General features: G+C 45.7%; 25 protein-coding genes and 1 tRNA gene. 12 read left to right on the forward strand and 14 right to left on the reverse strand.

The window, feature by feature from the left end:
- Positions 1 to 120: 120 nt before the first annotated feature.
- Positions 121 to 2,103 (reverse strand): excinuclease ABC subunit UvrB, encoded by a 1,983-nt coding sequence (gene uvrB / locus PMG71_RS12710; protein ID WP_283754067.1) that lies wholly within the window; start codon positions 2,101 to 2,103, stop codon positions 121 to 123.
- A gap of 529 nt (positions 2,104 to 2,632) precedes the next feature.
- On the opposite strand from uvrB, the gene PMG71_RS12715 reads away from it, so the two are divergent.
- The 4 genes from PMG71_RS12715 to PMG71_RS12730 all read left to right on the forward strand — a co-directional run bounded on the left by PMG71_RS12715 (position 2,633) and on the right by PMG71_RS12730 (position 5,531).
- Positions 2,633 to 3,148, forward strand: a complete 516-nt coding sequence (locus PMG71_RS12715) for a hypothetical protein (RefSeq protein ID WP_283754068.1) — start codon at positions 2,633 to 2,635, stop codon at positions 3,146 to 3,148.
- A 450-nt stretch (positions 3,149 to 3,598) separates the two neighbouring features.
- Positions 3,599 to 4,294, forward strand: a complete 696-nt coding sequence (locus PMG71_RS12720) for a PEP-CTERM sorting domain-containing protein (protein ID WP_283754069.1) — start codon at positions 3,599 to 3,601, stop codon at positions 4,292 to 4,294.
- Positions 4,295 to 4,835: 541 nt separating this feature from the next.
- Positions 4,836 to 5,081, forward strand: a complete 246-nt coding sequence (locus tag PMG71_RS12725) for a hypothetical protein (protein ID WP_283754070.1) — start codon at positions 4,836 to 4,838, stop codon at positions 5,079 to 5,081.
- A 192-nt stretch (positions 5,082 to 5,273) separates the two neighbouring features.
- Positions 5,274 to 5,531 carry a PEP-CTERM sorting domain-containing protein gene (locus PMG71_RS12730; RefSeq protein ID WP_283754071.1) on the forward strand — a complete coding sequence of 86 codons (258 nt, stop codon included), beginning with the start codon at positions 5,274 to 5,276 and terminating at the stop codon, positions 5,529 to 5,531.
- Between the two features lie 159 nt (positions 5,532 to 5,690).
- Here the strand turns inward: PMG71_RS12730 and PMG71_RS12735 are convergent, their stop codons facing one another.
- Positions 5,691 to 5,828, reverse strand: a complete 138-nt coding sequence (locus tag PMG71_RS12735) for a hypothetical protein (protein WP_283754072.1) — start codon at positions 5,826 to 5,828, stop codon at positions 5,691 to 5,693.
- Between the two features lie 12 nt (positions 5,829 to 5,840).
- Between PMG71_RS12735 and PMG71_RS12740 the strand changes: the two genes are divergently transcribed.
- Positions 5,841 to 6,713, forward strand: coding sequence for an S-layer homology domain-containing protein (locus PMG71_RS12740; RefSeq protein ID WP_283754073.1), 873 nt, complete (start codon positions 5,841 to 5,843; stop codon positions 6,711 to 6,713).
- Between the two features lie 329 nt (positions 6,714 to 7,042).
- Positions 7,043 to 7,897: an SH3 domain-containing protein gene (locus PMG71_RS12745; RefSeq protein ID WP_283754074.1), complete on the forward strand. Its 855-nt coding sequence runs from the start codon at positions 7,043 to 7,045 to the stop codon at positions 7,895 to 7,897.
- Here PMG71_RS12745 and purB read toward each other — a convergent pair.
- A complete protein-coding gene (gene purB / locus PMG71_RS12750) occupies positions 7,879 to 9,174 on the reverse strand; it encodes an adenylosuccinate lyase (protein WP_283754075.1) in 1,296 nt (431 codons plus the stop codon). The genes PMG71_RS12745 and purB overlap by 19 nt on opposite strands.
- 157 nt (positions 9,175 to 9,331) lie before the next feature.
- On the opposite strand from purB, the gene PMG71_RS12755 reads away from it, so the two are divergent.
- Positions 9,332 to 12,070, forward strand: coding sequence for an adenylate/guanylate cyclase domain-containing protein (locus tag PMG71_RS12755; protein WP_283754076.1), 2,739 nt, complete (start codon positions 9,332 to 9,334; stop codon positions 12,068 to 12,070).
- A 211-nt stretch (positions 12,071 to 12,281) separates the two neighbouring features.
- Here PMG71_RS12755 and PMG71_RS12760 read toward each other — a convergent pair whose 3' ends face one another.
- Positions 12,282 to 12,623, reverse strand: coding sequence for a hypothetical protein (locus PMG71_RS12760; RefSeq protein WP_283754077.1), 342 nt, complete (start codon positions 12,621 to 12,623; stop codon positions 12,282 to 12,284).
- Between the two features lie 151 nt (positions 12,624 to 12,774).
- Here PMG71_RS12760 and PMG71_RS12765 point away from each other — a divergent pair.
- Positions 12,775 to 12,862: transfer RNA gene (locus PMG71_RS12765), tRNA-Ser, on the forward strand.
- 152 nt (positions 12,863 to 13,014) lie between these two features.
- Here PMG71_RS12765 and prmC read toward each other — a convergent pair.
- The 4 genes from prmC to PMG71_RS12785 all read right to left on the reverse strand — a co-directional run bounded on the left by prmC (position 13,015) and on the right by PMG71_RS12785 (position 17,749).
- A complete protein-coding gene (gene prmC / locus PMG71_RS12770; protein ID WP_283754078.1) occupies positions 13,015 to 13,896 on the reverse strand; it encodes a peptide chain release factor N(5)-glutamine methyltransferase in 882 nt (293 codons plus the stop codon).
- A gap of 15 nt (positions 13,897 to 13,911) precedes the next feature.
- Positions 13,912 to 14,706 (reverse strand): Tic22 family protein, encoded by a 795-nt coding sequence (locus PMG71_RS12775; RefSeq protein WP_283754079.1) that lies wholly within the window; start codon positions 14,704 to 14,706, stop codon positions 13,912 to 13,914.
- Positions 14,707 to 14,837: 131 nt separating this feature from the next.
- Complete coding sequence (hetR, locus tag PMG71_RS12780; RefSeq protein ID WP_283754080.1) at positions 14,838 to 15,755, reverse strand: heterocyst differentiation master regulator HetR; 918 nt, start codon at positions 15,753 to 15,755, stop codon at positions 14,838 to 14,840.
- A 152-nt stretch (positions 15,756 to 15,907) separates the two neighbouring features.
- The gene (locus PMG71_RS12785) at positions 15,908 to 17,749 is read right to left on the reverse strand and encodes a hypothetical protein (protein ID WP_283754081.1); all 1,842 of its coding nucleotides are present in this window, start codon (positions 17,747 to 17,749) and stop codon (positions 15,908 to 15,910) included.
- A 122-nt stretch (positions 17,750 to 17,871) separates the two neighbouring features.
- Between PMG71_RS12785 and PMG71_RS12790 the strand changes: the two genes are divergently transcribed.
- Both PMG71_RS12790 and PMG71_RS12795 read left to right on the forward strand, forming a co-directional pair.
- Entirely contained in the window at positions 17,872 to 18,597 is a 726-nt protein-coding gene (locus tag PMG71_RS12790) for a class I SAM-dependent methyltransferase (protein WP_283754082.1), read from the forward strand.
- A gap of 17 nt (positions 18,598 to 18,614) precedes the next feature.
- Positions 18,615 to 19,652 carry a polyprenyl synthetase family protein gene (locus PMG71_RS12795; protein ID WP_283754083.1) on the forward strand — a complete coding sequence of 346 codons (1,038 nt, stop codon included), beginning with the start codon at positions 18,615 to 18,617 and terminating at the stop codon, positions 19,650 to 19,652.
- On the opposite strand, the gene PMG71_RS12800 is transcribed toward PMG71_RS12795, so the two are convergent.
- From PMG71_RS12800 to PMG71_RS24135, 3 genes are all read right to left on the reverse strand, one after another.
- Positions 19,621 to 20,802 (reverse strand): energy transducer TonB, encoded by a 1,182-nt coding sequence (locus tag PMG71_RS12800; RefSeq protein ID WP_283754084.1) that lies wholly within the window; start codon positions 20,800 to 20,802, stop codon positions 19,621 to 19,623. The genes PMG71_RS12795 and PMG71_RS12800 overlap by 32 nt on opposite strands.
- 88 nt (positions 20,803 to 20,890) lie before the next feature.
- The gene (locus PMG71_RS12805; protein WP_283754085.1) at positions 20,891 to 21,601 is read right to left on the reverse strand and encodes a precorrin-2 C(20)-methyltransferase; all 711 of its coding nucleotides are present in this window, start codon (positions 21,599 to 21,601) and stop codon (positions 20,891 to 20,893) included.
- A gap of 419 nt (positions 21,602 to 22,020) precedes the next feature.
- On the reverse strand, positions 22,021 to 22,242 hold the full coding sequence (locus PMG71_RS24135) for a 4-Cys prefix domain-containing protein (protein WP_430541010.1): 222 nt from the start codon (positions 22,240 to 22,242) through the stop codon (positions 22,021 to 22,023).
- Between the two features lie 88 nt (positions 22,243 to 22,330).
- On the opposite strand from PMG71_RS24135, the gene PMG71_RS12815 reads away from it, so the two are divergent.
- Positions 22,331 to 22,621: a small RNA NsiR4-regulated ssr1528 family protein gene (locus PMG71_RS12815; protein WP_283754087.1), complete on the forward strand. Its 291-nt coding sequence runs from the start codon at positions 22,331 to 22,333 to the stop codon at positions 22,619 to 22,621.
- A gap of 18 nt (positions 22,622 to 22,639) precedes the next feature.
- Here PMG71_RS12815 and PMG71_RS12820 read toward each other — a convergent pair whose 3' ends face one another.
- The 3 genes from PMG71_RS12820 to PMG71_RS12830 form a co-directional block, all read right to left on the reverse strand.
- Positions 22,640 to 23,428 carry an MlaE family lipid ABC transporter permease subunit gene (locus PMG71_RS12820; protein ID WP_283754088.1) on the reverse strand — a complete coding sequence of 263 codons (789 nt, stop codon included), beginning with the start codon at positions 23,426 to 23,428 and terminating at the stop codon, positions 22,640 to 22,642.
- Between the two features lie 69 nt (positions 23,429 to 23,497).
- Positions 23,498 to 23,836, reverse strand: a complete 339-nt coding sequence (locus PMG71_RS12825) for a HepT-like ribonuclease domain-containing protein (protein ID WP_283754089.1) — start codon at positions 23,834 to 23,836, stop codon at positions 23,498 to 23,500.
- Positions 23,808 to 24,155 (reverse strand): nucleotidyltransferase family protein, encoded by a 348-nt coding sequence (locus PMG71_RS12830; RefSeq protein ID WP_283754090.1) that lies wholly within the window; start codon positions 24,153 to 24,155, stop codon positions 23,808 to 23,810. Before PMG71_RS12830 ends, PMG71_RS12825 begins: the two co-directional genes overlap by 29 nt.
- A 170-nt stretch (positions 24,156 to 24,325) precedes the next feature.
- Here PMG71_RS12830 and PMG71_RS12835 point away from each other — a divergent pair, with 170 nt between their 5' ends.
- Entirely contained in the window at positions 24,326 to 24,880 is a 555-nt protein-coding gene (locus tag PMG71_RS12835) for a Uma2 family endonuclease (RefSeq protein ID WP_283754091.1), read from the forward strand.
- The last annotated feature ends 120 nt before the right edge of the window (positions 24,881 to 25,000 follow it).

Below are 25,000 nucleotides of genomic sequence, written 5' to 3' on the forward strand. Positions count from 1 at the left end.
AGCAGTTTCCTCTGCTATGAGGTACATTAATGATGGTTTTTAACGATATCTAGAACAGCTCAGAGCTTCTACCAAGTCTATTGTTTGCTCCCCCCATTCCCCCATTCCCCCATTCCCCCACTACAGCGCAAAGCGCTGTAAGGATTTTATGCGATCGCGCAATTGAGCTGCTTTTTCAAACTCTAAGTTCTCAGCAGCGCGTTTCATCTCGGTTTCGAGTTGCTCAATTAACTCCGGAATCTCTTCTAAAGGAACATCTTCTGGGGTGGGGTCTACCCCCTGGGCATTTAGGCGACGAGAGAGGTCTAGGAATGCCAGGATACTGTTGTCGGCGGATTTTTTGATCGGTTTGGGGGTAATGCCATGGAGTCGATTGTGGGCTATTTGAATGCCGCGCCGACGTTCAGTTTCGGCGATCGCCTTTTCTATACTGTCCGTCAGGCGATCGGCGTATAAAATCGCTTGTCCGTTTACGTGACGTGCTGCCCGACCAATGGTTTGAATCAAGGAACGATAGGCACGTAAAAAGCCTTCTTTATCCGCATCTAAAATCGCCACCAGGGATACTTCCGGTAAATCTAACCCTTCCCGCAACAAATTCACCCCAATCAAAACATCAAATTTCCCCTCGCGCAAGTCCTGTAAAATCTCAATCCGCTCAATGGATTGAATCTCCGAATGCAGATAGCGTACCTGAATCTCGCGCTCCTCTAAATAGGTGGTTAAATCCTCCGCCATCCGTTTGGTTAAGGTAGTGACTAAAACCCGTTCCTTGCGCTTGACTCGCTGCTTAATTTCACCCAGTAAATCATCAATTTGTCCCTCGGTGGGACGCACCAAAACTTCTGGGTCGATTACTCCCGTAGGTCGGATAATCTGCTCAATGATGCGGTCTTCCGAGCGTTCTAATTCCCAATCTCCGGGAGTGGCCGAAACAAACACGCATTGATTGACTTTTTGCCAAAATTCTTCCGCTTTCAGGGGACGATTATCAGCAGCACTCGGTAGGCGAAAACCATGGTCAATTAATACCATTTTCCGAGCGCGATCGCCATTATACATCGCCCGAATTTGGGGAACTGTCACATGGGATTCATCAATAACTAAGAGCCAATCTTCTGGGAAATAATCCACCAAACATTCTGGGGGTTCTCCCGGTTGGCGATTGGCTAAATAGCGGGAATAATTTTCCACTCCATTACAATAGCCCACTTCTTGCAATAACTCTATGTCGTAGCGGGTACGCTGGTCTAAGCGTTGCGCTTCTACTAATTTTCCGTCTTTTTCGAGTTCTTCCACTCGCTCTTTTAATTCTAGTCTAATGTGTTCGCAAGCCATTTCTACTTGCTCTTTAGGGGTTACAAAGTGACGAGCCGGATAAACATTCAGATTATTGCAAGATTTTAAAGCATTTCCGCTAGTCGGATTGATATAATAGATGCGATCGATTTCATCACCAAAAAACTCAACTCGAATAATTCGGTCTTCATAGGCTGGAGCAATTTCTAGGATATCCCCTTTTACTCGAAAGTTTCCGCGACTGAGTTGGGTATCATTGCGGGTATATTGAATTGTTGCTAATTCCCGCAGCAGTTGCCGTTGATCGATTTCTTGTCCTCTTTCTAGCCGAATAGCCGCATTCAGATATTCAGTCGGCATTCCCAACCCATAAATACAGCTAATAGAAGCGACAACAATTACATATCGATGCTCAAATAATGACCGAGTTGCCGAATGGCGCAGCATATCGATTTCTTCATTGATGGCAGCGCTTTTTTCAATGTAGGTATCGCTGAGGGGAAGATAAGCTTCGGGTTGATAATAGTCGTAATAACTGATAAAATACTCTACAGGATTTTTTGGGAAAAACTGGCGCAATTCATGGCAAAGTTGGGCCGCTAGGGTTTTGTTGTGGGCCAAAACCAAAGTGGATTTACCCATTTTGGCGATCGCCTGGGCAATGGTATAGGTTTTTCCCGTTCCCGTAGCGCCCAAAAGGGTTTGATAGGGATATCCGCCCTTGAGGGTTTGGGTTAATTGGGCGATCGCCTCTGGCTGATCTCCCGTTGGCTCAAAAGGCGCATCTAGCTCAAATCCGTCCATCAACGATACCGATTAAGAAACCAAAACAACCCGCTTAATCTATAATTACATTTATTTACAGATTTTTGTGTTTTTGCACAATTTTTCGTACACTAGAGACAGTTTAAGCTTTTTTTAAAGTTTGTTAGGTCTATTATTTGCCCCTATATAGCAAACCTAAATGAGTTATGTAATGGCTGCCCCTCATCCCCCAGCCCCTTCTCCCGCAGGAGAAGGGGAGCATAAGTCCCTCTCCCGTGGGAGAGGGATTTTCCGCAAAGCGGACATGAAAGGGAGAGGGCATTTCCAGTTGCACAATTCATTGAGACTAGCTATATATAGCGTTTTCAGTTGATTGGTGAAGCGACAAGATCTTGCCCTCATCCCCCGACCCCTTCTCCCACGGGAGAAGGGGAGCAGAAGTCCCTCTCCCGTGGGAGAGGGATTTTCCGCCAAGCGGACATGAAAGGGAGAGGGCATTTGTCAAGGAGCGCATCTCATTTGAAAATGCTATAAGCAAACTCTCTGAGCGGTAAAAAGGCAATGGGTTATGAGTGACAAAACAAATAACGGTACAACCACCAGCAGCAGTGCAACCCCAGACCAATCCCCCGATCCGGCCTCATCCAGTGCCATTGAGACCCCAAAACCTGTGACATCTCAAGATAAGGAAGAAACTCCCATGACTCAACCTCTGAAACTTGGCTCCAAGCCAGAATCAACAGCAGCAATTAGCGAGCAACCCACCCGTTTTTCCCCCTTACCGGGTAACCGTCCGGTAGGCACAACGGATCTGAAAATCAGTAATACCCTCAAAACCGGGCCTCTTCCAGGGAATCGTCCCATTGAAGCCAGCCACCTGCAAGTCAACAGTACCCTATCTTCTTCAGGCGCTCGTCCAGTGGCCTCTAGCGGCATTAAAATTAAGGAAACCTTTGCCACCTCTGGGAATCGTCCCGTATCTACCACCGACTTAAAAATCAGCCAAAGCATAACAGTAATGGGCAATCGCCCCGTAGCTGACAATAATATTGATGGGCCCGATTTAATGGGATATCTTGACTAAAGAGTTCCCCATAACCAGCCATCTCTGAGTCCATGAGCAAAAACCTGAGTCAGTTGTACTGCCCAGGTTTTTCTGTATCTCTAGGACTTTGCTAAGGGCTAATGACGCGGCCAGCAGGATTCTCCGTAAAAATACCCCAGTAGTTACCGAAGGCCAAAACGGGTTTTCTTCCTCAAACGGGTAAAATTGGCTCTCAACTGGGTAAAGGTCAAGAGAGAATCGTCAAAACTGCTGATACAGTCAGAGGTGTAATCATTCAAAACCCCCAGCAACCGCAGAAAATTTCTTGAAACCTCACACAAAAGTTCCCCAGTATGAAGAGTTGGTAAAGTGTGGTTTTTTCTGTAGACGTTCCTCTACAAGTTCCCTATGATAGAGACATAAGGAAGTGCAAAGGAAAGCCAACAACCTTTTTCCGATGCTCGTTCATCAGCTCTAGGAGTATATATAATGAAATCTGCTATCTCTACCCTAATTGGTTCTACACTACTGGCTACCACCTTCGTTGGCTTCTCTGCCGTTGATGCTCAAGCTAGACCCAACCAGAACACAGAACCAGCAGAACCTTTACTCTGTAGTGCCTCGACCATTACCCTGGCTGGCATCAGCTACAGTGCTTGTGGGGGGCAGTTTGAAGGCAATGATACTGGAAATCAAGGGACTCTAGAAGGTTTTCTCAACGATGGAACTGTATTTGGTTCCTACGGCTTCAGCAATGACTGGTCACTCGATGGTAAGTCCGATGGTGATGGTGGAAGCTACGGGTTTACCGCAGACAATGGCTCAACTGACAGTACCTGGTCTTTAACGAAGAATCTAGACCAACTGTTTGGAAATGATTTAACGGCAACATTCGCGGTTAGCTTCAAATCTTCTACAGGATACAGTGTTTACTTGTTTGAAGATTTCCAAATCAGTCAAGCCCAACTGGACTCTGGTAGGGTTGACGGTACATTCACCACTGATGGTGTTTCTGTGAATAATAAAGGTAAGGCTCAAGGTTTATCTCATGGTAGCTTCTGGGCTTACAGTGGCGAAGAAGACACCTACGAACCTCCCAATGAAATCCCTGAACCCAGTGCGGCTGCTGCTTTAGGTCTGCTGGCTGCGGGTATGTTCGGCATGAAGAAGAAAGCCAGCAAGTAAGCGGCTAGGAAACTCCTAGCTCATGGACTCCTCAAATATATGCGTTGAGTGCTTTCAGTAAAACTTGTAGATCGGTTTAGGGGGTGAGAGTTTGCCCCCTATTTCCTTTTCGGTCTGTAGCCCTATCTATTATAAGTTAATTTGCGTAATTTTGGTTGTGAATCCCCTCAACTGCTTAAATTATTAAGTGTAAATACGAATATTAGTTTTTTCTTTATCCGTAGAAAACCGTAGATTATTCCTTGGTATACAGGGAGGTATGAGGTTCAATCCCAAGATGTGGGGAATTGACTCAGTAAAAACCACGAGGGTTTGACCTAGATTTCCTAGATGACAGGGGTTTCAGCCCGGAAAGATGTCCAGAAACCACCGAAAATTAACCCCAAAATCAGAAAAAAGCCTTCTAGGATGAAGAGTTCGTAAAATGCGGTTTTTTCTGTAGACGTTCCTCTATCAGTTGCCTATGATAGAAACATAAGGAAACGCCAAGGCAAGCACAAAAAGCTGTTCACGCCTGTTCTAAGTTCTAGGAGTACATATAATGAAATCTGCTATCTCTACCCTAATCGGTTCTACACTACTAGCTACCACCCTCGTTGGCTTCTCTGCTATTGACGCACAAGCTAAACCTCAAGCTCAAGAAACAGAACCTCTACTCTGTAGCGCCTCGAATATCACCCTGGCGGGCATCAGCTACAGTGCTTGCGAAGGGCAATTTGCTGGTAATGATACAGGAAATACCGGAACCTTACTGAGCGACCTGAATGGAGGTTTGTTCGATGGTTGAAGCAGTGACTGGTCTTTAAGCGGTAAGTCTGATGGAGAAGCTGGACAGTTTGACTTTTCAGCAGATAATGATTTTGCCAGTGGTACTTGGTCTATTAATAACAATCTCGCGGCTTTATTCGGAGATGATTTAACTGCCACATTTGCTGTAAGCTTCAAAGCGGGCGCTGACGCTTCTGGAGGGGGTTACAGTGTGTACCTGTTTGAAGACTTCACCATCACCCAAGCACAGTTAGACAGTGGTAAAATTGAAGGAGAATTTGACACCCTTGGTGTAGCGGTGAACCCAAATAATGGTCAGGGTAGAGGCTTATCCCACGCTAGTTTGTGGACATTTAATGGCGAAGAAGAGTACGAACCTCCCAATGAAGTTCCTGAACCCAGTGCTGCTGCTGCTTTAGGTCTGTTGGCTGCGGGTATGTTGGGGATGAAGAAGAAAGGTAAGAGGTAAAATAACCGACACAAAAATCTGCCCGATAGGCTTGCTGCAAGCCCTGCTGAAGTTCGGGCAGTAAGCGAAAATCACAATTATCAGAAGAATATAGCCACCGGTCTGTAACGGTATACTAAAGTTATCCGTTACACTTCTAAAAGATTGGGGGCGATCGGGCTACCTATCCCTGGAGCGATCGCCAAATCGCTCCAACAACTCCTCACGGGATAATTGATACTTTATTTGACGATCGTTGGTGCAATGTCCAGCGCGATCGCCCTGAGTCAAACTCAGGTTAAGATAAGTGTGGCTCAAAAGTATTCAATTATGACTGAACAGCAAACGGTTCCTTACGGCTATTATGCGGCCAAAGAAGCCTATAGCACCTCAGACTGGCGACTGGGAAATATTCTCGAAGATGTTTCGGTTGCTCCTTCGACTTTTTGGGATCGGCAAATTCAATATAATCAACTCGAACTCCATCCCATGTCCTGTACCCTATTTGCGGCGGCTGGGGCAATTTCCGATTTAACCGGGTATCGATTTAGTCTAGCTGAATTTGGGCAACTGATTCAAGAAGCCCGGCGTTACGGCTTTTCCGATAGTCAAGGCTGGTATATTAATCAGGCGGTAGACTTGTTGCGCCGATGGTGGAATAACCGTGGGGAACAGCTCGTTTCTTATCGGGTGGATATGGCTGGTGTACAGCTCAGTTCAGTTTTGGGTAAAGGCTATAGTGTGGTCACCGGTTACCGGGGGAGTGCCCAATATAATGCAGATTTTAATGCTGATGGGTTCTTAGATCAAACTTCCTTTGGCGATCGCACCTACGGCCATGCAGTCCGCATGACCCAAGACCGGCAAAATCCCAGCTATGCCAGGGTGATGATCGATAATTATTATGGAGTGCAACGGTTTAATAGCTATCGTATCAGAGTGGGCGATATTGGCCGTCTCGTAGAGAATGGCGTGTTTTATTATTCTGGCTATATGTTTGCAACGGAGAAGAAGCGCATGTTTAGAGATGTATATCCCGATGGCAGAAGTCAATGGTATTATGACGCTCTGGAATGGGCGGTACAAGAAAACCTGATTAGTGGTTACCAAGATGGAACCTTCCGACCCAACCAACTGGTCACCCGTGCCGAAATGGTGGTGATGCTCAAGCGACTCTATGACAAAATTTCTAGAGAGCAATAGACAGAAAATGACTTGAAAACACGGGTTAATAAACTGACTGAGTGCTTGCGGTGAGTAAACCCAGACCATAAATCCTTAAAATAAGCTGAAGTAAGGGTTTGAAAATCAAACCCTTTTTTGTGTCCACAATCAACCGTATTATTGCCAACGGAGATCGCGAAAATCTTACGGATCGGAGCGCTAAAAAAGCCGGGGATCATTACCAGTATAGGATTTGCAGTTCTGGGAAAAATCGGTTATGGTGTCAATAATGGAACTCAATTTAGTCAAAGTATCTGGGACTTAGACCGATTAGGGCATAAGTTTCAACTGAAATCAAAGGATGTAATATGTATATTTCTTTTAAATCTCCCAAGGTTATTGCTGTCGGTTTGGTCGGTTTGTTGGCCAGTTTAAATGTAGAAACTTTAGACCGGTGGGGAGCGCCGCCTGCGGAGCGGACTGATGTATCTATTGATCGCTCACAAGCCTCCGATCCGACTCCCCCCAATCTAGCTGTCTCTCAGCAAACGGCTCATTGGGTAACCCCTAACATCGATCCAGAAAAGGGATCGTTGCTTCCTCCCCATTTAAATAAAAATTGGACTCCTGTAGAGTTAATGGCTTCTCAAGAGACTCTAGTCAGAGATTTGCAATACTGTGTGATTAGCATGGCACAACTGTCTACAACAAAGTCTCCCTTATATGTGCGAGCCACGCCGAAAAATAATGGGGCGATCGTGGGAGAATTAGAAAGCGGCCGGTGGATTGGCATCCTGAATGGCACTGACCAATGGTTTGAAATTATTGACCCTACTAAAGGCTGGGTCAAACGCTCGGAAGTCGATAGTGCTTGCAATGAAAAAGTAGAACGATTAAATTTAGGGCCTCGCCAATCCTCAATCCCCATTAAAGACCGCATGGTGGGTGTAGGAGTCCACCGCTATTTAATTCATGTGCCACCGGGAAAAGCCTTAACCCTGAAAAATGTAGAAGGGACTATACCCAGAATCGTCGATCCTCATGGGGAGCTATTAACCCAAGATTGGCAGACTACTGATGAGAGTCTCCCCGAATGGACAGGGGAATTGATGGAGTCGGGAGACTACAGGCTAGAAGTGGTCTCCCATGATTCTCAGTTAGAATATTCGTTCTTGGTGGAAGTTACCCCCCTTCAGGAATATGCTCAGATGCTCAACCGTTGATACACCCGATCTAGATGTCTCAGATGTTGATGGGGATCGAAGCAAGCGTTAATCTCTTCTGGAGAAAGGGATTGGGTAACCTGGGGATGTTGACTAATCAGGTTGCGAAAATCCCCATCGGGGTTGTTCCAGGCTTGGTGGGCGCTTTCTTGAACGATTTTATAGGCTTCTTCGCGCTGTAGTCCTTTGGCGACTAGGGCTAGGAGAACCCGTTGGGAGAAGATGACCCCGCCATAAACGTTCATGTTGCGCTTCATGTTTTCGGGGTAGACCAAGAGGTTTTTCACCAGGTTAGTGATTTCATGGAGCATGAAGTGCAGCAGGATACAAGCATCCGGTAGAATGACTCGCTCTACGGAGCTGTGGGAAATATCCCGCTCGTGCCAGAGGGCTACATTTTCTAAGGCGGCGATCGCATGACCTCGGATAATGCGAGCTAAACCGGTGAGTCGTTCGGAGCGAATGGGGTTGCGTTTGTGGGGCATAGCAGACGAGCCTTTTTGCCCCTTAGCAAAGTATTCTTCCACTTCTAGAACGTCGGTGCGCTGGAGGTTGCGAATCTCGACTGCAAACCGTTCAATGGAAGCCGCAAGTAGGGCGAAGGTTTGCAGATATTCGGCGTGGCGATCGCGGGAAATCACTTGAGTTGAGGCACAATCGGGTTGTAATTCCAAGTATTGACAAGCTAACTCTTCTACCTTGGGGTCAATATTGGCATAGGTTCCCACTGCACCCGAAATTTTACCGACGGCAATTTGGGACTGGAGATGACAAAGGCGATCGCGATGACGCAGAACTTCCGCCAACCATCCCGCTAACTTAAAACCAAATGTCATCGGTTCCGCATGAATTCCATGGGATCGTCCCACCATCACCGTATTCCGATGTTGGCCCGCTTGATAGCGAATCGCTTGCACCAGTTCTTCAACCTGATGTTGGATTAAATCTAAACTGGCGACCATTTGCAGCGCCAACGCCGTATCTAGGACATCTGAACTGGTTAATCCCAAATGGATATAGCGTCCAGCATCTCCTACATACTCGTTAACATTAGTCAAAAAAGCAATCACATCATGACGGACTTCGGCTTCAATTTCTAAAACTCTCTTGAGATCAAACTTAGCTTTTGCTTTGATCTCCTCCACGGCCTCAGTCGGAATATAACCCAGTTCAGCCTGGGCTTGGCAGACCGCAATTTCAACTTGTAACCAAGTCTTTAGCTTAAAGTCATCCGTCCAAATTTCGCCCATTTCGGGCAGAGTATAACGCTCAATCACAGCTTGTGTCGCAGAAGTACCACGGACATATTTTACCCTTGAAGGGCCCTTTCTGATGCTCTCCTTCAATCCATGTGCTAACTTTGAGTACAAGATTGCTCCATCTGTCAACCTTGTGGTCTTCTTCCTCTTTCTCCCCTTCTCCCCAATCCCCTGAATGGTTTGGCAAGCAACGTCCCAATACCTAAAACGTCTTCCTTTACGGCTGGTTTTAGTCGTTCCTTTTGTCGTGCAAATCTGTGCCACAGTAGGATTAGTCGGTTATTTGTCCTACCGCACTGGACAAAGGGCCGTGCAAGATCTAGCGGATCAATTAATGACGGAAATTGGCGATCGCGTCGATGGTCATTTGCGATCGCATCTCCAAGAACCCCATCGGCTCAATCAAACCAATGCCGAATCCATTCGCTTAAACCTTCTCGATCTCCAATTTCCCCAACTCCTAGAAAAACAATTTTGGCTACAAAGTCAAGTCAATGATTTTTTAACCTTCATCTATTTTGGCACTCCCGAAGGAGGAATTATCTTGTCGGGGAAAGGGGATAATGGCCAGTCCATTATCCGTGTAACCGAAAACTTCGTCAGTGGCCCGTATTATAAATACTCAGTCGATAGCGCAGGCAACCGCCAAGACCTTTTAGAAACCGGAACCTATGATGCCAGAGTTCGCCCTTGGTTTAAAGCGGCACAACAAGCCAAAAAGCCCATCTGGAGTGATATCTATCTCTTTGTCTCGACCCAAAGTTTAGGACTAACTGCCAGTCAACCCATTTATGATAATCAAGGCAACTTCCAAGGGGTTTTGGGCGTTGACTTATCTTTAGGCAGTATTACTGATTTTTTACAAGAACTGACCATTGGGCGATCGGGGCAAATTTTTATTATGGAGCGTAATGGAGAATTAGTCGCTTCATCTAATCCTAATCAAGCCCTTTTCACCGATCAATCTAAGACTCAAATCAAAGCCGACCAAAGTGAAAATTTTATCATCAAAAATACTGCGATTTTTCTTGAAAAAGAATTTGGCGATTTTCACAATATAGACCGACCTCAAAAACTAGAGTTTGAATTAGAAAACAATCCCCATTTTCTACAAATTTTACCCCTAAAAGATGCCTATGGATTAGATTGGTTGATTGTTATTGCCGTCCCAGAATCTGATTTTATGTCTCAGATTCATGATAATACCAAAAATACCATTATATTATGTGTGCTTGCCTTAATTGTAGCCGTCATTAGTGGCATCTTCACGGCTCGCTGGGTGACCTATCCCATTTTAACCTTAAATCGTTCTGCTCAAGCCCTAGCTGCGGGCAGTTGGAAAGCGCCTGAATTACCCAACCGCTCTGATGAATTGGGACAACTGGCTCTCTCTTTTCATAGCATGGCAGAGCAGCTTACTAAAACTTTTTCAATTCTCGATCAAAGCAATAAAGATTTAGAACAGCGTGTAGAAGAAAGGACTGCATCTCTGGCGGCGGCTGAAGCAGAGTTGCGAGGCTTATTTGAAGCCATGACTGAATTGATTTTAGTCTTGAATAAACAGGGAAAGTATGAAAAAATTATTTCTGGAAGTGATGATTTCTTAAGTCACAGGCGAGAGGTCTTACTCCATCAGAATATCCGAGAGTTTCTAGATGTACAATTAGCCAATTGGCATTTAAAAACCATTGCTCATGTACTAGAAACGGGTCAAACTCAGAGAGTTGAGTATCAGATGGATATTCGCGGTATAAAACATTGGTTTTCAGCCAATGTTTCTCCCATTTCAGAACAGTCCGTGATCTGGGTTGTCCGGGATATTACCCCTCAAAAAGAAGCTCAAGTTGCCTTAGAAAATGCCCTGGCCTTGCAGAAAGCTGTCTTAGAATCGATTGCAGATGGCATTATTGCGGTCGATCAATCTGAACATATCATCGCCTATAATAACCAATTTATCAAAATGTGGAAAGTCCCTCCAGAAATTGTAGCCTCTCAAGATGTGCAACAACAGCGTCATTTTCTGGCACAACAAGTGGAAGATCCCGTAGCTTTCCTACACCGTCAGCAAGAAATGGTGAATAACCCAGAAGCAGAAGGAACGGGTATTATTCCCTTTAAGGATGGTCGAGTCTTTGAACAATTTTCTCGTCCCCAGAAAGTTGGCGATCAGATCATGGGAAGGGTGTGGGGATTTCGCGATATTACCGAGCGCAAGCAAGCAGAGGAAGCTCTGAGACAAGAAAAAGAGCGGTCAGAAAAGTTACTCTTGAATATTCTACCAGAGGCGATCGCCGATCAGTTAAAGCAGGATCAAACCTCTTTAGCTGAAGATTTTGAATCCGTAACCATTCTATTTGCCGATATTGTCGGATTTACTCCCCTAGCGGCTCAAGTTCAACCGATTCAACTGGTGGACATGCTCAACCAAATCTTTTCCACGTTTGACCAACTGACGGAAACCTATGGACTCGAAAAAATTAAGACGATTGGTGATGCCTATATGGTAGCAGGAGGACTCCCCGATCCGATGCCCAATCATCTCGATATTATGGCGCGGATGGCCTTAGCCATGCAAGCTTATATGGGTCAATTTCATACGCCTATGGGGGATAATTTTCAGATTCGGATTGGGATGCACATGGGTTCTGTGATTGCAGGCGTGATTGGTAAAAAGAAATTTATTTATGATTTGTGGGGAGATACGGTAAATGTGGCTTCTCGGATGGAATCGTCGGGAGAACCAGGTAGAATTCAAGTGACTGAACTGGTGTATGAAGCCTTAAAAGAGCAATATATTTTGGAAAAACGGGGTAAAATTTTTGTGAAAGGCAAAGGAGAAATGGATACTTACTGGCTGGTTGCGCGTAAACCGACTTTAAGAGGATCGTCTGATTCCTTTCGTGAAATAAGCTAAACAAAAAGTAGTGAGTCCAGCCATCCCCACAACGTTGAAAGGTCGATTCAATAAGAGCGCGATGGTGGCTAACAGTAGAATGCTACTGAATACATATCGACTTTTGAGGGACATGGTATCAATTAAAAATTAAAAATTAAAAATGGGTCTGGCTTGGGGGGATCTTTGCCTATTGCCTATCCCCCTCTTGCCTATTGCCGAGGACAAGGCGCTAACCGAGTAAGGAATCAAATTCAGCTTTTAAGGCTTTGACATCGGCGAGTCTAGCCACCAATAGGTTATCATTTCCTGCCCGATCTAAGCGCTCTTTCCAATGCTGAATTCCTTCTGCATTGTTCATCCAGTAATGGATGACGGTATCGACGACTCGATCTAATTCCCAACCCCTGGAGGGGGGAACGGGTTCAACGGATTGTAGAAATGCGTCTAGGGTGCATTCATAGGTGGCAACGTACTCAGCGCCTTTGCGAGGATCTTCTATGGCTCTCTCTTGTTGATGGTTGAAAAAATGTAAAATGGGTGAAACCCCCAAAATGTCAAAGGTGTAATTCATGGATTGTCCTCCTGAATCTTAGGGTGCGATCGCTCTTCAATAGCAGATAAATTTGACTATAGTGGGCGATCGCCTGGCTTTAAGTAACTGATTGTACGGATTTTGCATAAATCTTGCCACTTTATGTTAAGATCCATAAAACCTAATATTCGGAGAGGTGGCAGAGCGGTTGAATGCGGCACACTCGAAATGTGTTAACAGTTAATAGCTGTTCGGGGGTTCGAATCCCCCCCTCTCCGTTCCCTCTAATCCTTATGAGAGTCTCACCCCCGGACAGCTTCCTGTGTACTGTAGAGACCTGGGTGCGATTCGTGCGGGTTTCCGCAAGCGGACATGAATACAAAAATAGTTGTCAGTCTACAAGATTTGGGTATAACCCGCCCCTTGTATCTTAAGAGAGTCGCCGATAAGCCAGGGCGAAGCGCTCGATCCCAGCTAAGTCGGTGTGGATTTCAATCCGGTGATAATTGCTATTATCCAGGAGTAATTGTTGCACTTGCTCGGCTTGTCCAGCCATCATTTCCACCAGCCATAACCCTCCCGGTTGCAAATAGTCGGGAGCAACGTTAACTAGGGTACGAATGCAGTCTAAGCCGTCTAAGCCGCCATCAAGGGCAAGATGGGGTTCATGGTGGGTGACTTCCGGTTGTAGCTCGTTAATTAAGCGGGTGGGAATGTAGGGAGGGTTAGATACCATGGCTATCAGTTTCCCTTGGAGATGCTCTAGGGGAGTGAACCAGTAGCCCTGATAAAACTGAATGCGATCGCTAAAAGAACAGTTAGCAGCATTTCTGCGGGCGATCGCCAAGGCTTCTAAACTGCGATCCACTGCATGAACGGTAACTTCAGGTAAACTTTGAGCTAAACCGATCGCGATCGCCCCGCTTCCCGTACCCAAATCCGCCCAATCTCCAGTCCGGTGAGCCACATCAGAAGCCAGAGCTAAATCAATTAACAGTTCCGTTTCTGGACGGGGAATTAACACCCCAGGAGCCACCTGAAGATTCAAATCTCGCCAACTTAATTCCCCAATCAGATATTGGAGGGGAACCCTAGCCTCAATTCGCTGTTGCCAAAGGTGCTGAATTTCCCCCCAAGGACGAGACAAGGGGATCTCTGGCTCAGACTTAAACAACTCCAGACGCAAACTCAGAGCATCGAGACTAGAGAGCGATCGCAGCAACCAATCCACCTCAGACGGCGGAATATTCGCGGCGATCGCCTCTTGCTGTGCCTGTTTTCGCCACACCAGCAACTCTAATCCCGAAACCATCGCTGAGGAGTTTCCTTAATTTCCAGATTGACGGCGACGTTCCATTTCCTGTCTCAGAAAACCGCGAGCTTCTGGTGTCGGAATCAACTCCACTTTTTGCAGAAACGGATCGTCCTCCGTAATCAATAAATCCATCAACCGCTCTAGAGTCGTCACTTGCACCACAACTTGGGAACTAGCATCACTGTTCTGCTTTTTATACTCTGCTAGAGCTTGCTCCAGGTCTCCATGGTCAAAGAAAGCCAAAACCGCTTGGCGATCGCCATTTTGAATCGTCAAATAGCCCTGATCTTCCCCCGCTTTCGCCATAAACAGAGGCACACCCCGAAACTGATTCGCCAACTCAGTCTCTCCCGCCTCTTGTAACACCGTGCGAGCTTGGGCCACCTGTTCATCCTTGGGCTGAAACTCAAAAATTAACGGCTCTTCAGTATCCTTATATTGTTGGTGTAACTTATACACCTCACTTAAGGGAATCGCCCGTGCATCCATCCCTTGAGGAATCTCAGGATTGTTTTGTCGAACCTCAGCTAAAAAGCTTTCAGCATCCCCCGCACTGATAAACACACGAGTTAGTGAGATTCTACCGCTATCTGGATTCTCGCGATCGCGAGGAACTGAAACCGTCAGCAACACCCCATTTTCATCACTAATCGCATAAACCGGAATACCCGATAACTTTTGCTGTATTTGCGCTTCAGGAATCGCAACAGCCACTGAGGGGATCAAGCTCACTCCCACTACAGGACTCAACAGCAGAGTTCCCATTAAACTGACGCGACTTCCCCATTGAACCAATGATTTAATCAATCTTCTTTACCTCAACATTTATTGATTTACATAGATATTCCTACCTAGATTCTAGGTGGAATCGTGATTCTGTGCCAAGTCACCGAATCTATTATCCTGACTAGAACGACCCCAAGGGAGTTCCAAAACCTTTACTGTTCTAGGGGGCCAAACACCATCTGAAGTACCATTGGTCTCCCCCCTTCTTCATGGTAGCGGTCAGCCCAAGCCCGAATCACTTCATCGAGTTCCTCCATCGCTTGTTCATACCGTTCTGGGGGAATATCCATTTCTTCCAGGATACGCATGACGCGGGGGGTTTCTTCTCCTGGACTGTCTGCCCACTCTTGCATCATCTGGAAATAGCGGGCCGTATCTTCGACTAAAACATATTTGCGCTCTTCCTGATCGATGGGAATATAGGTAGAGCGGGTGAGAGCATAGTAAGGCATTCCCCAAGGTACATCAATGCGGGTGACTGTACCCGAATACATCAAACGGCGCTTAATATGTTCAGCTAAAGCTTCACTTAAGGGAAGTTGTCGGTCAGCCGGAAGATTTGAGTCGTGTTGCGATCGCGTATGCAAATATTCAATCAGATCCATAAACTGGAATGAGGGAATCACTTGGGCATCAGGAATATGAGGAGGCAGTTTAGACTCTATATCTTGTTTTTCTTCCGAGACCAAATTATTACCCAATACACGAGATTTTCCCGGTTGCCAAGGATATTTGTCCATCCAAACATAAGGGAATTGAATCAGATAGCGGGGTTCAGTAGACCCCAACATCTTCAGCAGTTTTCCTTCCGTCAGCGCTTGCCGGACTTCTTCGACAATCACTTTGACTCGCTTCGGTTCAATATGGTGCAAATGCCCAGTCATGCGTAAATTTTGCCCCTGCTCCATGTAGGTCGTATAGATGGCACATTTGGCCGCCGTAGCCGCAGCATCTAAAAACGCCCCATGGCGATGGCCGCTGTTCCTCATAGCAATAAAGGCTAGATATAACAGGATCTGATCCATTGCACTGGGACTAAGACGTTTGATCAGATCATTTTCATTAGTCATATCACTTCTAAAATCCGGCAAGGTTAACAATAGAAAAGCAGTTGAGGAGTAAGAACAGGGCGCTTACCCAAATTAGGATAAGCTTAAGTACCCTTATCCTAACTCATGATTGTCAGGAATTGGGAATTGGGAATGGCCAATCTCTGCATGTCCTAATCCGTGCGCCATCGGGGGACGGTGGGTGTACTTTGCAACTGCCAAAGGCGATCGCCGTTTGCATAGTCTAAACTGCCTTCGTTTAAGAATTGTTGGATTAATGGAGAGTCCAGGACTGGCCAGTTATTAAAGTTTTGCACCCTATCGTTAATTGTACCTTGTCCTTTACCCCTTTTGGGTAGATAAGTTAAAGATAATTGGGCCGAGTCTAAAACCTGTTCGCTGGGTTTAAGTAAGCTCTGGTAGCTTAAACGGGTTTGGCTTAACTGCGGCTGGGTTTGGTCTAAGGCTTGTGTCAATTGCCTGAAGTCGGGATAATCCCTAGTAGACACCACTTCAGTAATCCAAGCCGTATGGATACCATGGGCCGCCAGCACTTGATAGTCTGATGCTTCCCTCTTCTCGGAGACAGATGAGTGCCATTCAATACGTTCTCCCCAGGGATGAGCTAATAACCAAGTCTTTTCAACTTGCCAAATATACCAGCCTTGATACCGTTGGGGTTGCCCATAACGCGAGGGTAAAACCAGATGAGATAAGGGCGGAACTCCAGCCGCTAGATCTTCGGGAGAGAGTTTCAGTTGATAGAGAACGGTTCCTTGATGTTGCCAATATTGATCGCCGGGCGAACTACCGGTAGCCATGGGACTGTGGTAAGTGCCCCCTAGAGAGATAACAGCATTGTTTTGGCCCTTGGGGTCTCGAACCACTAATTTATAGGTGGCATACTGGGCATTAATTGTCCCTTGAACTTGATAGGATCGACGAGGATTAATGAGTGTGCCTAAACTGTAATCTGGGGTGATATAAAAGGTTTCCCAAAACTGATTATCTTGGTGATAGGAATAGTAGGCGGGATGGCTGGCTTTGAGTTCAAAGGGTAGGGTAATCTTTTTCTGGGCAATGTTCCTTAAATGTTCGGGAGGGCGATAGGTACTCAAGGCGGCCGGAAGTCCTACTCTCGCAGCGCTGGATTTCATCCGTTTAGCTGTTTCTGGGCTGTCTCCCCACCACACCCAAGCTACAGCCGCTAATCCGCTCTGATCCCAGGTTCCTCGGTCAAAGCCGCGACTTTCTGCACCGCCTGCGGTTCCCCAACTTAACCTCAGAGCCATGTTGGTGGCTAACCAGTCTAGGGCAGCTTTAGCTAAGGCTTTGCGCTCTGGGGTTTGGGCAAAGTCGTAGAGATTGAGTAATCCGGCGATCGCATAGCCATAATAGGTAGAGGAGTGAAATTCCCCTTGGCCAATGGTGAGAAACTTGTTAATTTCCGATCGCAACCAAGCCTCATTCGTCGCCTCAGTTGCCGGATAAGCCATCGGCCAACCGCTACCATCCATCAAGGCTAACCCGGAAACACGCTGCATAAACATATGATTCTCGGTTCCTCCCTCACTCCACTGTTCTACCCGCTTGCTGTCAAGTTGGCTGCGATAGTCCGCTTCTAAGGCTGGGGGTAAATTTGCGCCAAACTGAAACAAAATACGAATGTCAAAAATACTGCGGAAGTGATAGAGGTCGGTTTTGGCTTCATTGAGCCGTTGTAGGGCTTGCCAGGTCGTTTCGGCATTATATTCATTGGGAAGCGACAGACGGGCAAGAATGACCGGCAAAAGGTATTTATGGGGGTCACCTATACCCCGCTTTTGCCACCAGATTTCTAGGTCTTCTAAATCTTGGGAAGCAATCTGTTGCCGCAGGGCAAGACTTCTGGCTGAAAAGTTAGAGGCTTCTTCTTCTGAAACGGGGGATTGGTGTTCAACAGAGGGGGTAGGATGAGTCCCGGTTAGCAAACCGAGGAAGAGGAGGGCGAGGGTAGAGAATTTAAGGAATTTCATGCACTTTAGCTAATTTAATACAAAAAAGATCTAAGTAGAGTTGTCCCTGAATATCTTAAATGCTTTACTAGATTTGTTTCCTAGTTTAAGATTCAAGTGATCAAAGAATATACCCAACCTTTATGATGCCCAATGACCTATATAAAGGCATGTCCACTTTTTATAATGCCTTTGTGCAACGGAATCGAGATTATAAAGCAATTGCAACCGATCTCATTGACCTTTTCGGTAATGCCAAAACTATTTTAGATGTGGGAATTGGAACTGGCTTACTTGTAGAGCAAATTCTTCAGTTACGACCGGATCTTGACATAGTTGGCATAGATACAAGCTCATCTTTACTGACTCAAGCCAAACAATGCTTAGGTTCTAAAGTTACTCTTTACTGCGAAGATATCAGCAATCTTCATCTTAACCAAATGTTTGATCTTGCTTATTCCCGTGGTGGAGCTTGGGCTTTTGTTAATGATGGTGATACCCTGTGGCTGGCGAGCCACATTTTGGATCTCAAGACGATTGAGCAAAGTTTTGCACGAGTGGCAGCACACTTATGCGATCAAGGACGCTTAATCATTATTTCCTCTAATGCCAATCATACCAAATCTGAGCAGGCAGACAACGAGATGTTATTTGAGAGAACAGTCACTAAAGAGTTGATAGAGGATCGGCAATATTTAATCTTAAATTATCAAGGGTATCATTTGGGTAACTTAGTAGGAGAACAACAGATCAGAATGCGGTTAATTGATTTGGAGTATGTAGAAAAAATTCTAGACTCTGTTGGACTAAGATCGATTTCCGATCACAATGGTGAATACCATATCTACCAAAAAAGGAGTTTTCAATGAATCAGTATTTCGAGGTAATGACTCAAACCTCCCAAGCAACTGACGTATTGATTAAGAAGTATACAGAAAATTTACCGGAAGAAGCGCAACAATTGCCTTTAAAGCGGTACGGTCACCCAAGATTACGGGATCTACAAATCCGCATGGGGTATGAAATTAATGGCGGGGAAAACTGGCAAGAGATTATTCCGGTTTGCGCTAGTTTTGAGATTCTCAACTGTTCAACTTATGTCATCAACTGGTTTCTGGATGAGAAGCATGGCTATGAGACGATTGATAGTAAGCGAAAATTGGTCATTGCTGGATTTCAATTGAGAGAAATTGCACAGCAGATTCTAGATGATTATGGGATGGCAGTTTTGATCCCACTGTTGAGCAAAATAAACCACCAAGTTTATCTGGGTCAGAGAATGGATATTCATGATCTACAAGTATCTAAAATAGGGGAATATCCAGACTACGCGCAATTCCTAACTGCTTATCAGGAGCGATGCCGATTGCTCTCTGGCGTGTTCTACGGTAGTTGTTTTTTCGCCGGATCAATCATTGCAGGACAACCCGATGATTTGCTCTATGAAATGGGAGCTATTTATGGAGCTGCAACTCAGGCAGCGAATGATTTTGGTGATTTTGCTCTCCCGGTACAGCGCCTGTCAAAATTGGAAAAACCCTATCAGGATCAATTTTCTGATTTTATTAATGGAAAGTTGACACTCGCTGTTTATTTAATGACTCAAAGGGCAAATTCTCAAGAACGCAATCGACTGGAGGAATTGAGGTATAAAGGGATCGAGGAAAATGAGTACCGCGAAATTTTAGGCATACTGGTGAATAAGGGAGTGTATGGAGATTGTTTAGCTTACCTGAAGCAAGAACACAAGCGATGTAAGCAGATGCTCTACACTAAAGAGAAGACAATCCACCGAGACTTGATTGCTTCAATTTTGGTCAGAATTACGTCTAACAAATTTCTCTCACAGCTTAGAAAAAATATTGAGTTGTTCCAAGTGGGTCAAGTTGACATTAACCACAAGTGTCTAGGGGTTCAAACGTGACGTTGAGTAGGTAGAGTTGATGCTGCTCTGTGGCTTCAAAAACTTGGGCTTCGACAGCTTCTAATGCAGCCTGATTTAAAAGGGCATATCCTGTGCTTTGGATTAAGTTGGCTTCTCGTATAATTTCGCCTTCAGGATTCACTAATACGCCAATGGTGGCTCGTCCTTGCAATTGGCTTCGACAAGCCAGTTCGGGTAGGGGCAAGTTTAACTCTTTCTGTTTCCAACCGGAAGTATTGTCTTCATTTTTATACCGATCGGGAATGTTTTTAAACCAGGATTCTAGGGCGGCGGTGGCTTCTTGATCGCTGGTTCCTTCTGGATTATAGGCGATCGCCTCCTGCAAGGCTTGAATTTCTGCTAACAGGGGATCGTCAGGTTCTGGGGTTGCCTCTTCTGGGGGAACGGCAGCAACAGGAGAAGATTCTGGTTCTGGGGTTTCCTCTGCTTCCGGATTCTCTGATGCTTCGGCTTGCTGGCGATATTGTTCTTGCCGACGACGCAAATCGGCGATCGCCGCCTCTGGTATTCTATCGGGTAATACGCCCGGCTCCGTCTCTTCTAACGGCTCCTGTTCTTCTCCCGTAGGTTCTGGAGGTGCAGGAGTTTCAGTTTCTTCTTCTGGGTTCCGTGCTAACCGATTAATCTCTAAATCCAGATCTTGTGGAGGCAAAACGGGCAAAGGATTTGCATCATCATACACCGGAGGACTCGAAGGCGGCGGCGGAGGTAAAGTCGGTATAATTAACGGCTCTCGATAAGGAGAAGTCGAAGAGATTGGCGGCAGTTGCAACACGGGAGGCGGCGGTAACTCTAGGGTGGCACGGGGTGGGGGTAAGACAAAGGAAGACGGATTTTGGGCACTCGAACCATCAGCCGGAAGGTTGGGAAGCGGGGGCTGTTGCCAAGCTTCAGGATTAATGGGGGGTAAAGTCAGTGGGGAAGGGCTATTCAGATTGGGTAGGCGCTGTAATTGTTCGGGAGTGAGTTCGACTAAATCAACGGTATCCAGGGAATTACTCGGACTGCCACTTCTGATGGGGATCTTAATCCACAATAGACCATGAAAGGCAACCGAGGCGATCGTGGCAATCCAAAAGGGTTGAAGAAGGGGTTGGCGTTGCTGGGGAAATAGGGGAGAGTAGGTCATAGTAGGGGAATAGGGAATGGGGAATGGGGAATAGGGGATTGGGGGATCTCCAATTATTCATTATTCATTATTCATTGTTCATTGTTCATTACTCATTACCCATGATAATCAGCAGAGAAAAGTAGGAGAGGGAGAGTTGGGGAAACTGTTCTAGATGAGTATAGATTTTTTGGTTGGGTTGGGTGGCTCGTTCGACAATATAGGCTTGTTTAAATAGATTTCGTTCTTTGAGCAATTGCCACACCTGCTCATAAACCGAACTCACTTTCATTAACACCACCACCTCTGAAGAGTTTAACGCTTCTTCTAGGCGATCGATATGATAGAGCGCCGGTAAAATCGTCAGCCGTTGATCCCGGATAGTCAGAGGAAGCCCCAAAACGGCTGCTGCTGCCATCGGTGAGGCAATACCGGGAATCACTTCTATCAGAGCTTGAGGATGATTTTGGCTCAGAGTTTGGGCCAGATAGTTAAAGGTACTATAAAAACTGATATCCCCTTCACAGGCAAAGGCCACATTTTGCCCTTGATTAAGGTAGTCCCAAACCTTTTCAGCCGCTTGTATCCACGCTTGCTGGAGAAGGCTTTCATCTTGTAAATAGGGAAACTTGAGGGGAAGTTGAATCTGTTCCGGTTTGAGCCAGGGTTGGATGATGGTTTCGGCTACACCCGGTTGGTTATTGAGTCCGGAGGGAAAGGCAACCACGGGCGCGTCTTGCAGTTGCCGCAAGCCTTTGAGGGTAATCAATTCTGGATCGCCTGTACCGATACCAATGCCGTAAAGAGTTCCGAGTTGCACAACTATCAAAAAATAATAGACAAATACTTATCCTAAATCATTTGTTGAATATTCAAGCAATTTCGGGTAGGGGGATGAGGGGGGTACATGGCTGAGACGGATGCTAAACCGCGATATACGGATGTCTCGGTAGCCACTCAGGAGGAAAAATAGAAAAAATCATCCACTTAGTTCACCCGATAAGATGAGGTCAATTGACTTTTTTTCAGCAAGACTATATAAAAAGACTGTTGATTTTATGACCTATGTGTATTCATCCGGCAATGCTTCTGGAAGAAAGACAGTTAACCTATAAAAGGCTCAGTGAGATTTTGTATTTGCTTGATGATATTAAGCGAACTACAGATCCAGCACAACTCAAAGAGCTGACAGAACAGGCGAGTCAATTGTGTATTGAATTAAGATATCATTATTCCCAGTTAGTCCCCGATCCAAATCTTAATGGTGGTATCACGGCTTGCGGTCGCCATGAGGGAACGAATAGGATTCATGACGATCGCATTGATGTCTTTGATATGTTCTCTCAAGGTTTGTCTGATCTTCAAGGGACTTAAATCCCAAACCCTTAAGCTCCCATCAGCACGGGCAGCAATCTGGGGATTTTGGGGAAATCTGCAATGGGGGTTTAAGCAGTAAGACATAAATTGATATAAATATTAAAAATTAAAGGGTTGACTGCGGATTTTGGGTTATTGTAGACTGAATTTTAATCAAAAGGAAATGATACAAATGACTTCAGAAGAACAGAAAACAACGGGTGCAGATGCAGTAGATGCGGCGATCGCCCAAGGCATTGATTTAGATGGTAGCCCCATACCCCCAGCCAAGTTAGAGTTGTATCATAAAGTGATGGGTTTGGAAGGCGATCGCCAACGCAGTGGAGTCAGTAATACCATGCGATCGCGCATTGTTCGCATCGGAGCCAAGCACTTACCCCAGGATGACCTCAACCAAATGTTACTCGATGCGGATTTTGCTCCCTTGAAGGAAAAGGAAATTCGCTTCTATTACGGCGGGTGAAGTAGTAATAGATTACGCTTATTGAATCGAAGATGTGCCCATACCTTGGAACATGATCCAAGAAAGGACAAAATCAGTCATAAAAATAGAGAGCAGAGAAATAACGACGGCGGTGGTAGTCGATTTACCCACACCTTTTGCCCCTCCTGTAGTTGTCAGTCCCCAACTACAGCCAATGACCGCAATTAGAGCGCCAAAAATAAAGGCTTTAATCACAGAGCTACACACATCCCAGGGAGTCATAAAGCTTTGCACCGAGGAGAGAAAGACGGAGTAGGGTATCTGGTACTGAGCTTCGGCAATGAATAAGCCGGAGCCAATACCCGCCACCAGCGCAATCAAGTTCAGAAGGGGCAGCATTAAGCAGCAGGAAACTAATCGGGGAATCACTAGGTAATCGATGGGGTCAGTTTTGAGCATGTAGAGGGCATCGATTTGTTCGGTCACTTGCATGGTTCCAATTTCAGCAGCAAAGGCGGAACTAACGCGCCCAGCCACAACGACAGCAGTGAGGACGGGGGAGAGTTCCCTAGCCAGAGCAAGGGAAAGAACGCCACCAACAGCAGCAGTGGCTCCAAAGTTGATAAATTCGCGGGCAACTTGGATGGTGAACACAAAACCAACGCTAATGGCGGTCATAACGGCGATCGCCAAAGATGCTGGCCCCACGTTCACCATCTGCTCTAGGGTATTGCGGCGATGAATCTTTCCCGCCAGAATATGGGCGATCGCCTGCCCCCCTAAAAGAATAGCGGCTAGGGGGCGATAGAAAGGTGTGCCGCTCTGCAAGAGTTTGGGTTGACTCAAAGCTACTTCCGGGTTAAGACTACAACACTTATAGGATACAGCGCTCTCATCAGTTATGAGTAATGCCCCTCAACTCGTCTCTGACAAGAGAAGTTGGATTTTTTCGATCAGATTGGGAATATCCGTTTGGGTTACCTCCCAAATAATATCAATATCTACTTGTCGATAATCATGCACTAATTTATCCCTCATACCTGCGATTTGCTTCCAGGGGATAGTGGCATGTTGAGTCCGGAATTCTGGAGAGAGTTTCTTCGTGGCTTCTCCAATAATCGAAAGAGCATAAAGTATCGCTAACTGAGTTTTATCGTCTGCGGCAAAACTCAATTCATCCAAGGGTTCAACAAATTGGACGATTTGATTAGCAAAGCGATAAATATCATGAAGATATGAGCGATCGCGCTCCATATAGCACCTGATAACTCTCTAAAATAGCACGACGACGAATGCAGTTATAATCTTTCTCAACAGCAGACTTTTGTACTAAGTCAACTTTTCGGTGAAGTAGGTCTTCTAGGTCTTGTTCCATACCAATAAACTGTAAAAGGCTAACTTTAGCTTCTGGTGCAAAAGTAACCAGTACATCAACATCACTATCAGATTGAAAATCATCTCGTAAGATCGATCCAAACAAAGCCAACTCAATAATATGGCTCTTTTGGCAAAACTCTAGGAGTTGAGCGGGCGTGATGTCTAATCGCTGATACAGAAGATCGGTATTGATCATACAATCCAGGAGTGATAGTAGATAGGGTAACGGGTGAGTAATTGCTGAATAGTCTTATCGTCATTGTACCCATCCAGGATGGGACTACAACACTTATAGGATACCCCCACCATCCCCAGTAAAATAGGACATGGGTTTAGTCTGAGATTAAGGTTATAGGAAAAAGAGCCATGTCAGTCCTATTGAAGCGGTTATTTACGGTAGACGAGTACCACCGGATGGGTACAACTGGGATTTTGCCTGAGAGCGATCGCACTGAATTAATCCGAGGAGAAATTATCCAAAAGTCCCGTATTACCCCAATTCATGCCTCTTACGTCGATCGCCTGACTCGGTTATTTTTATTGCAATTAGGCGAACGGGTATGGGTAAGAGGACAAAATACAATTGTGTTAGATAATACCTCTGAGCCAGAGCCAGATTTATGCCTGTTGCGTCCCCGTGCCGATTTTTACCGGGATGGACATCCGCAGCCGGAGGATATATTTTTACTGGTAGAAGTGGCAGATACAACGCTTCGGGGCGATCGCGACATCAAAATTCCCCTGTATGCACAAGCTCAAATTCCTGAAGTTTGGCTGCTCAATATTCCTGAACAGTGTTTAGAAATCTATCGACAACCGGCTCCAGAAGGCTATCAGCAGGTGCAACGCTTACAAAAAGGAGAAATTTCGGTACAATTATTTCCCGATATCCAGTTTGCCGTTGCAGAAATTTTGGCCTAATTTCCCATGGCAAGCGACTGGCGACTCATAATCGAGCAACTACCGGTAACATGGTCGCGATTTCACTGCTATTTTCCAACCCTTGTCCTAATTGAGAATTTTCTTGCTTATGAATAGATA

The sequence above is a fragment of the Roseofilum acuticapitatum BLCC-M154 genome (assembly GCF_030068475.1).
Taxonomy (GTDB): Bacteria; Cyanobacteriota; Cyanobacteriia; order Cyanobacteriales; family Desertifilaceae; genus Roseofilum; species Roseofilum acuticapitatum.

Coding starts and splice junctions, on each gene's coding strand:
- uvrB (WP_283754067.1), bottom strand. CDS start 2,103: ATGGACGGATTTGAGCTAGATGCGCCTTTTGAGCCAACGGGAGATCAG.
- PMG71_RS12715 (WP_283754068.1), top strand. CDS start 2,633: ATGAGTGACAAAACAAATAACGGTACAACCACCAGCAGCAGTGCAACC.
- PMG71_RS12720 (WP_283754069.1), top strand. CDS start 3,599: ATGAAATCTGCTATCTCTACCCTAATTGGTTCTACACTACTGGCTACC.
- PMG71_RS12725 (WP_283754070.1), top strand. CDS start 4,836: ATGAAATCTGCTATCTCTACCCTAATCGGTTCTACACTACTAGCTACC.
- PMG71_RS12740 (WP_283754073.1), top strand. CDS start 5,841: ATGACTGAACAGCAAACGGTTCCTTACGGCTATTATGCGGCCAAAGAA.
- PMG71_RS12745 (WP_283754074.1), top strand. CDS start 7,043: ATGTATATTTCTTTTAAATCTCCCAAGGTTATTGCTGTCGGTTTGGTC.
- PMG71_RS12755 (WP_283754076.1), top strand. CDS start 9,332: ATGGTTTGGCAAGCAACGTCCCAATACCTAAAACGTCTTCCTTTACGG.
- PMG71_RS12760 (WP_283754077.1), bottom strand. CDS start 12,623: ATGAATTACACCTTTGACATTTTGGGGGTTTCACCCATTTTACATTTT.
- prmC (WP_283754078.1), bottom strand. CDS start 13,896: ATGGTTTCGGGATTAGAGTTGCTGGTGTGGCGAAAACAGGCACAGCAA.
- hetR (WP_283754080.1), bottom strand. CDS start 15,755: ATGACTAATGAAAATGATCTGATCAAACGTCTTAGTCCCAGTGCAATG.
- PMG71_RS12785 (WP_283754081.1), bottom strand. CDS start 17,749: ATGAAATTCCTTAAATTCTCTACCCTCGCCCTCCTCTTCCTCGGTTTG.
- PMG71_RS12790 (WP_283754082.1), top strand. CDS start 17,872: ATGATGCCCAATGACCTATATAAAGGCATGTCCACTTTTTATAATGCC.
- PMG71_RS12795 (WP_283754083.1), top strand. CDS start 18,615: ATGACTCAAACCTCCCAAGCAACTGACGTATTGATTAAGAAGTATACA.
- PMG71_RS12800 (WP_283754084.1), bottom strand. CDS start 20,802: ATGACCTACTCTCCCCTATTTCCCCAGCAACGCCAACCCCTTCTTCAA.
- PMG71_RS24135 (WP_430541010.1), bottom strand. CDS start 22,242: ATGTCTTACTGCTTAAACCCCCATTGCAGATTTCCCCAAAATCCCCAG.
- PMG71_RS12815 (WP_283754087.1), top strand. CDS start 22,331: ATGACTTCAGAAGAACAGAAAACAACGGGTGCAGATGCAGTAGATGCG.
- PMG71_RS12825 (WP_283754089.1), bottom strand. CDS start 23,836: ATGGAGCGCGATCGCTCATATCTTCATGATATTTATCGCTTTGCTAAT.
- PMG71_RS12830 (WP_283754090.1), bottom strand. CDS start 24,155: ATGATCAATACCGATCTTCTGTATCAGCGATTAGACATCACGCCCGCT.
- PMG71_RS12835 (WP_283754091.1), top strand. CDS start 24,326: ATGTCAGTCCTATTGAAGCGGTTATTTACGGTAGACGAGTACCACCGG.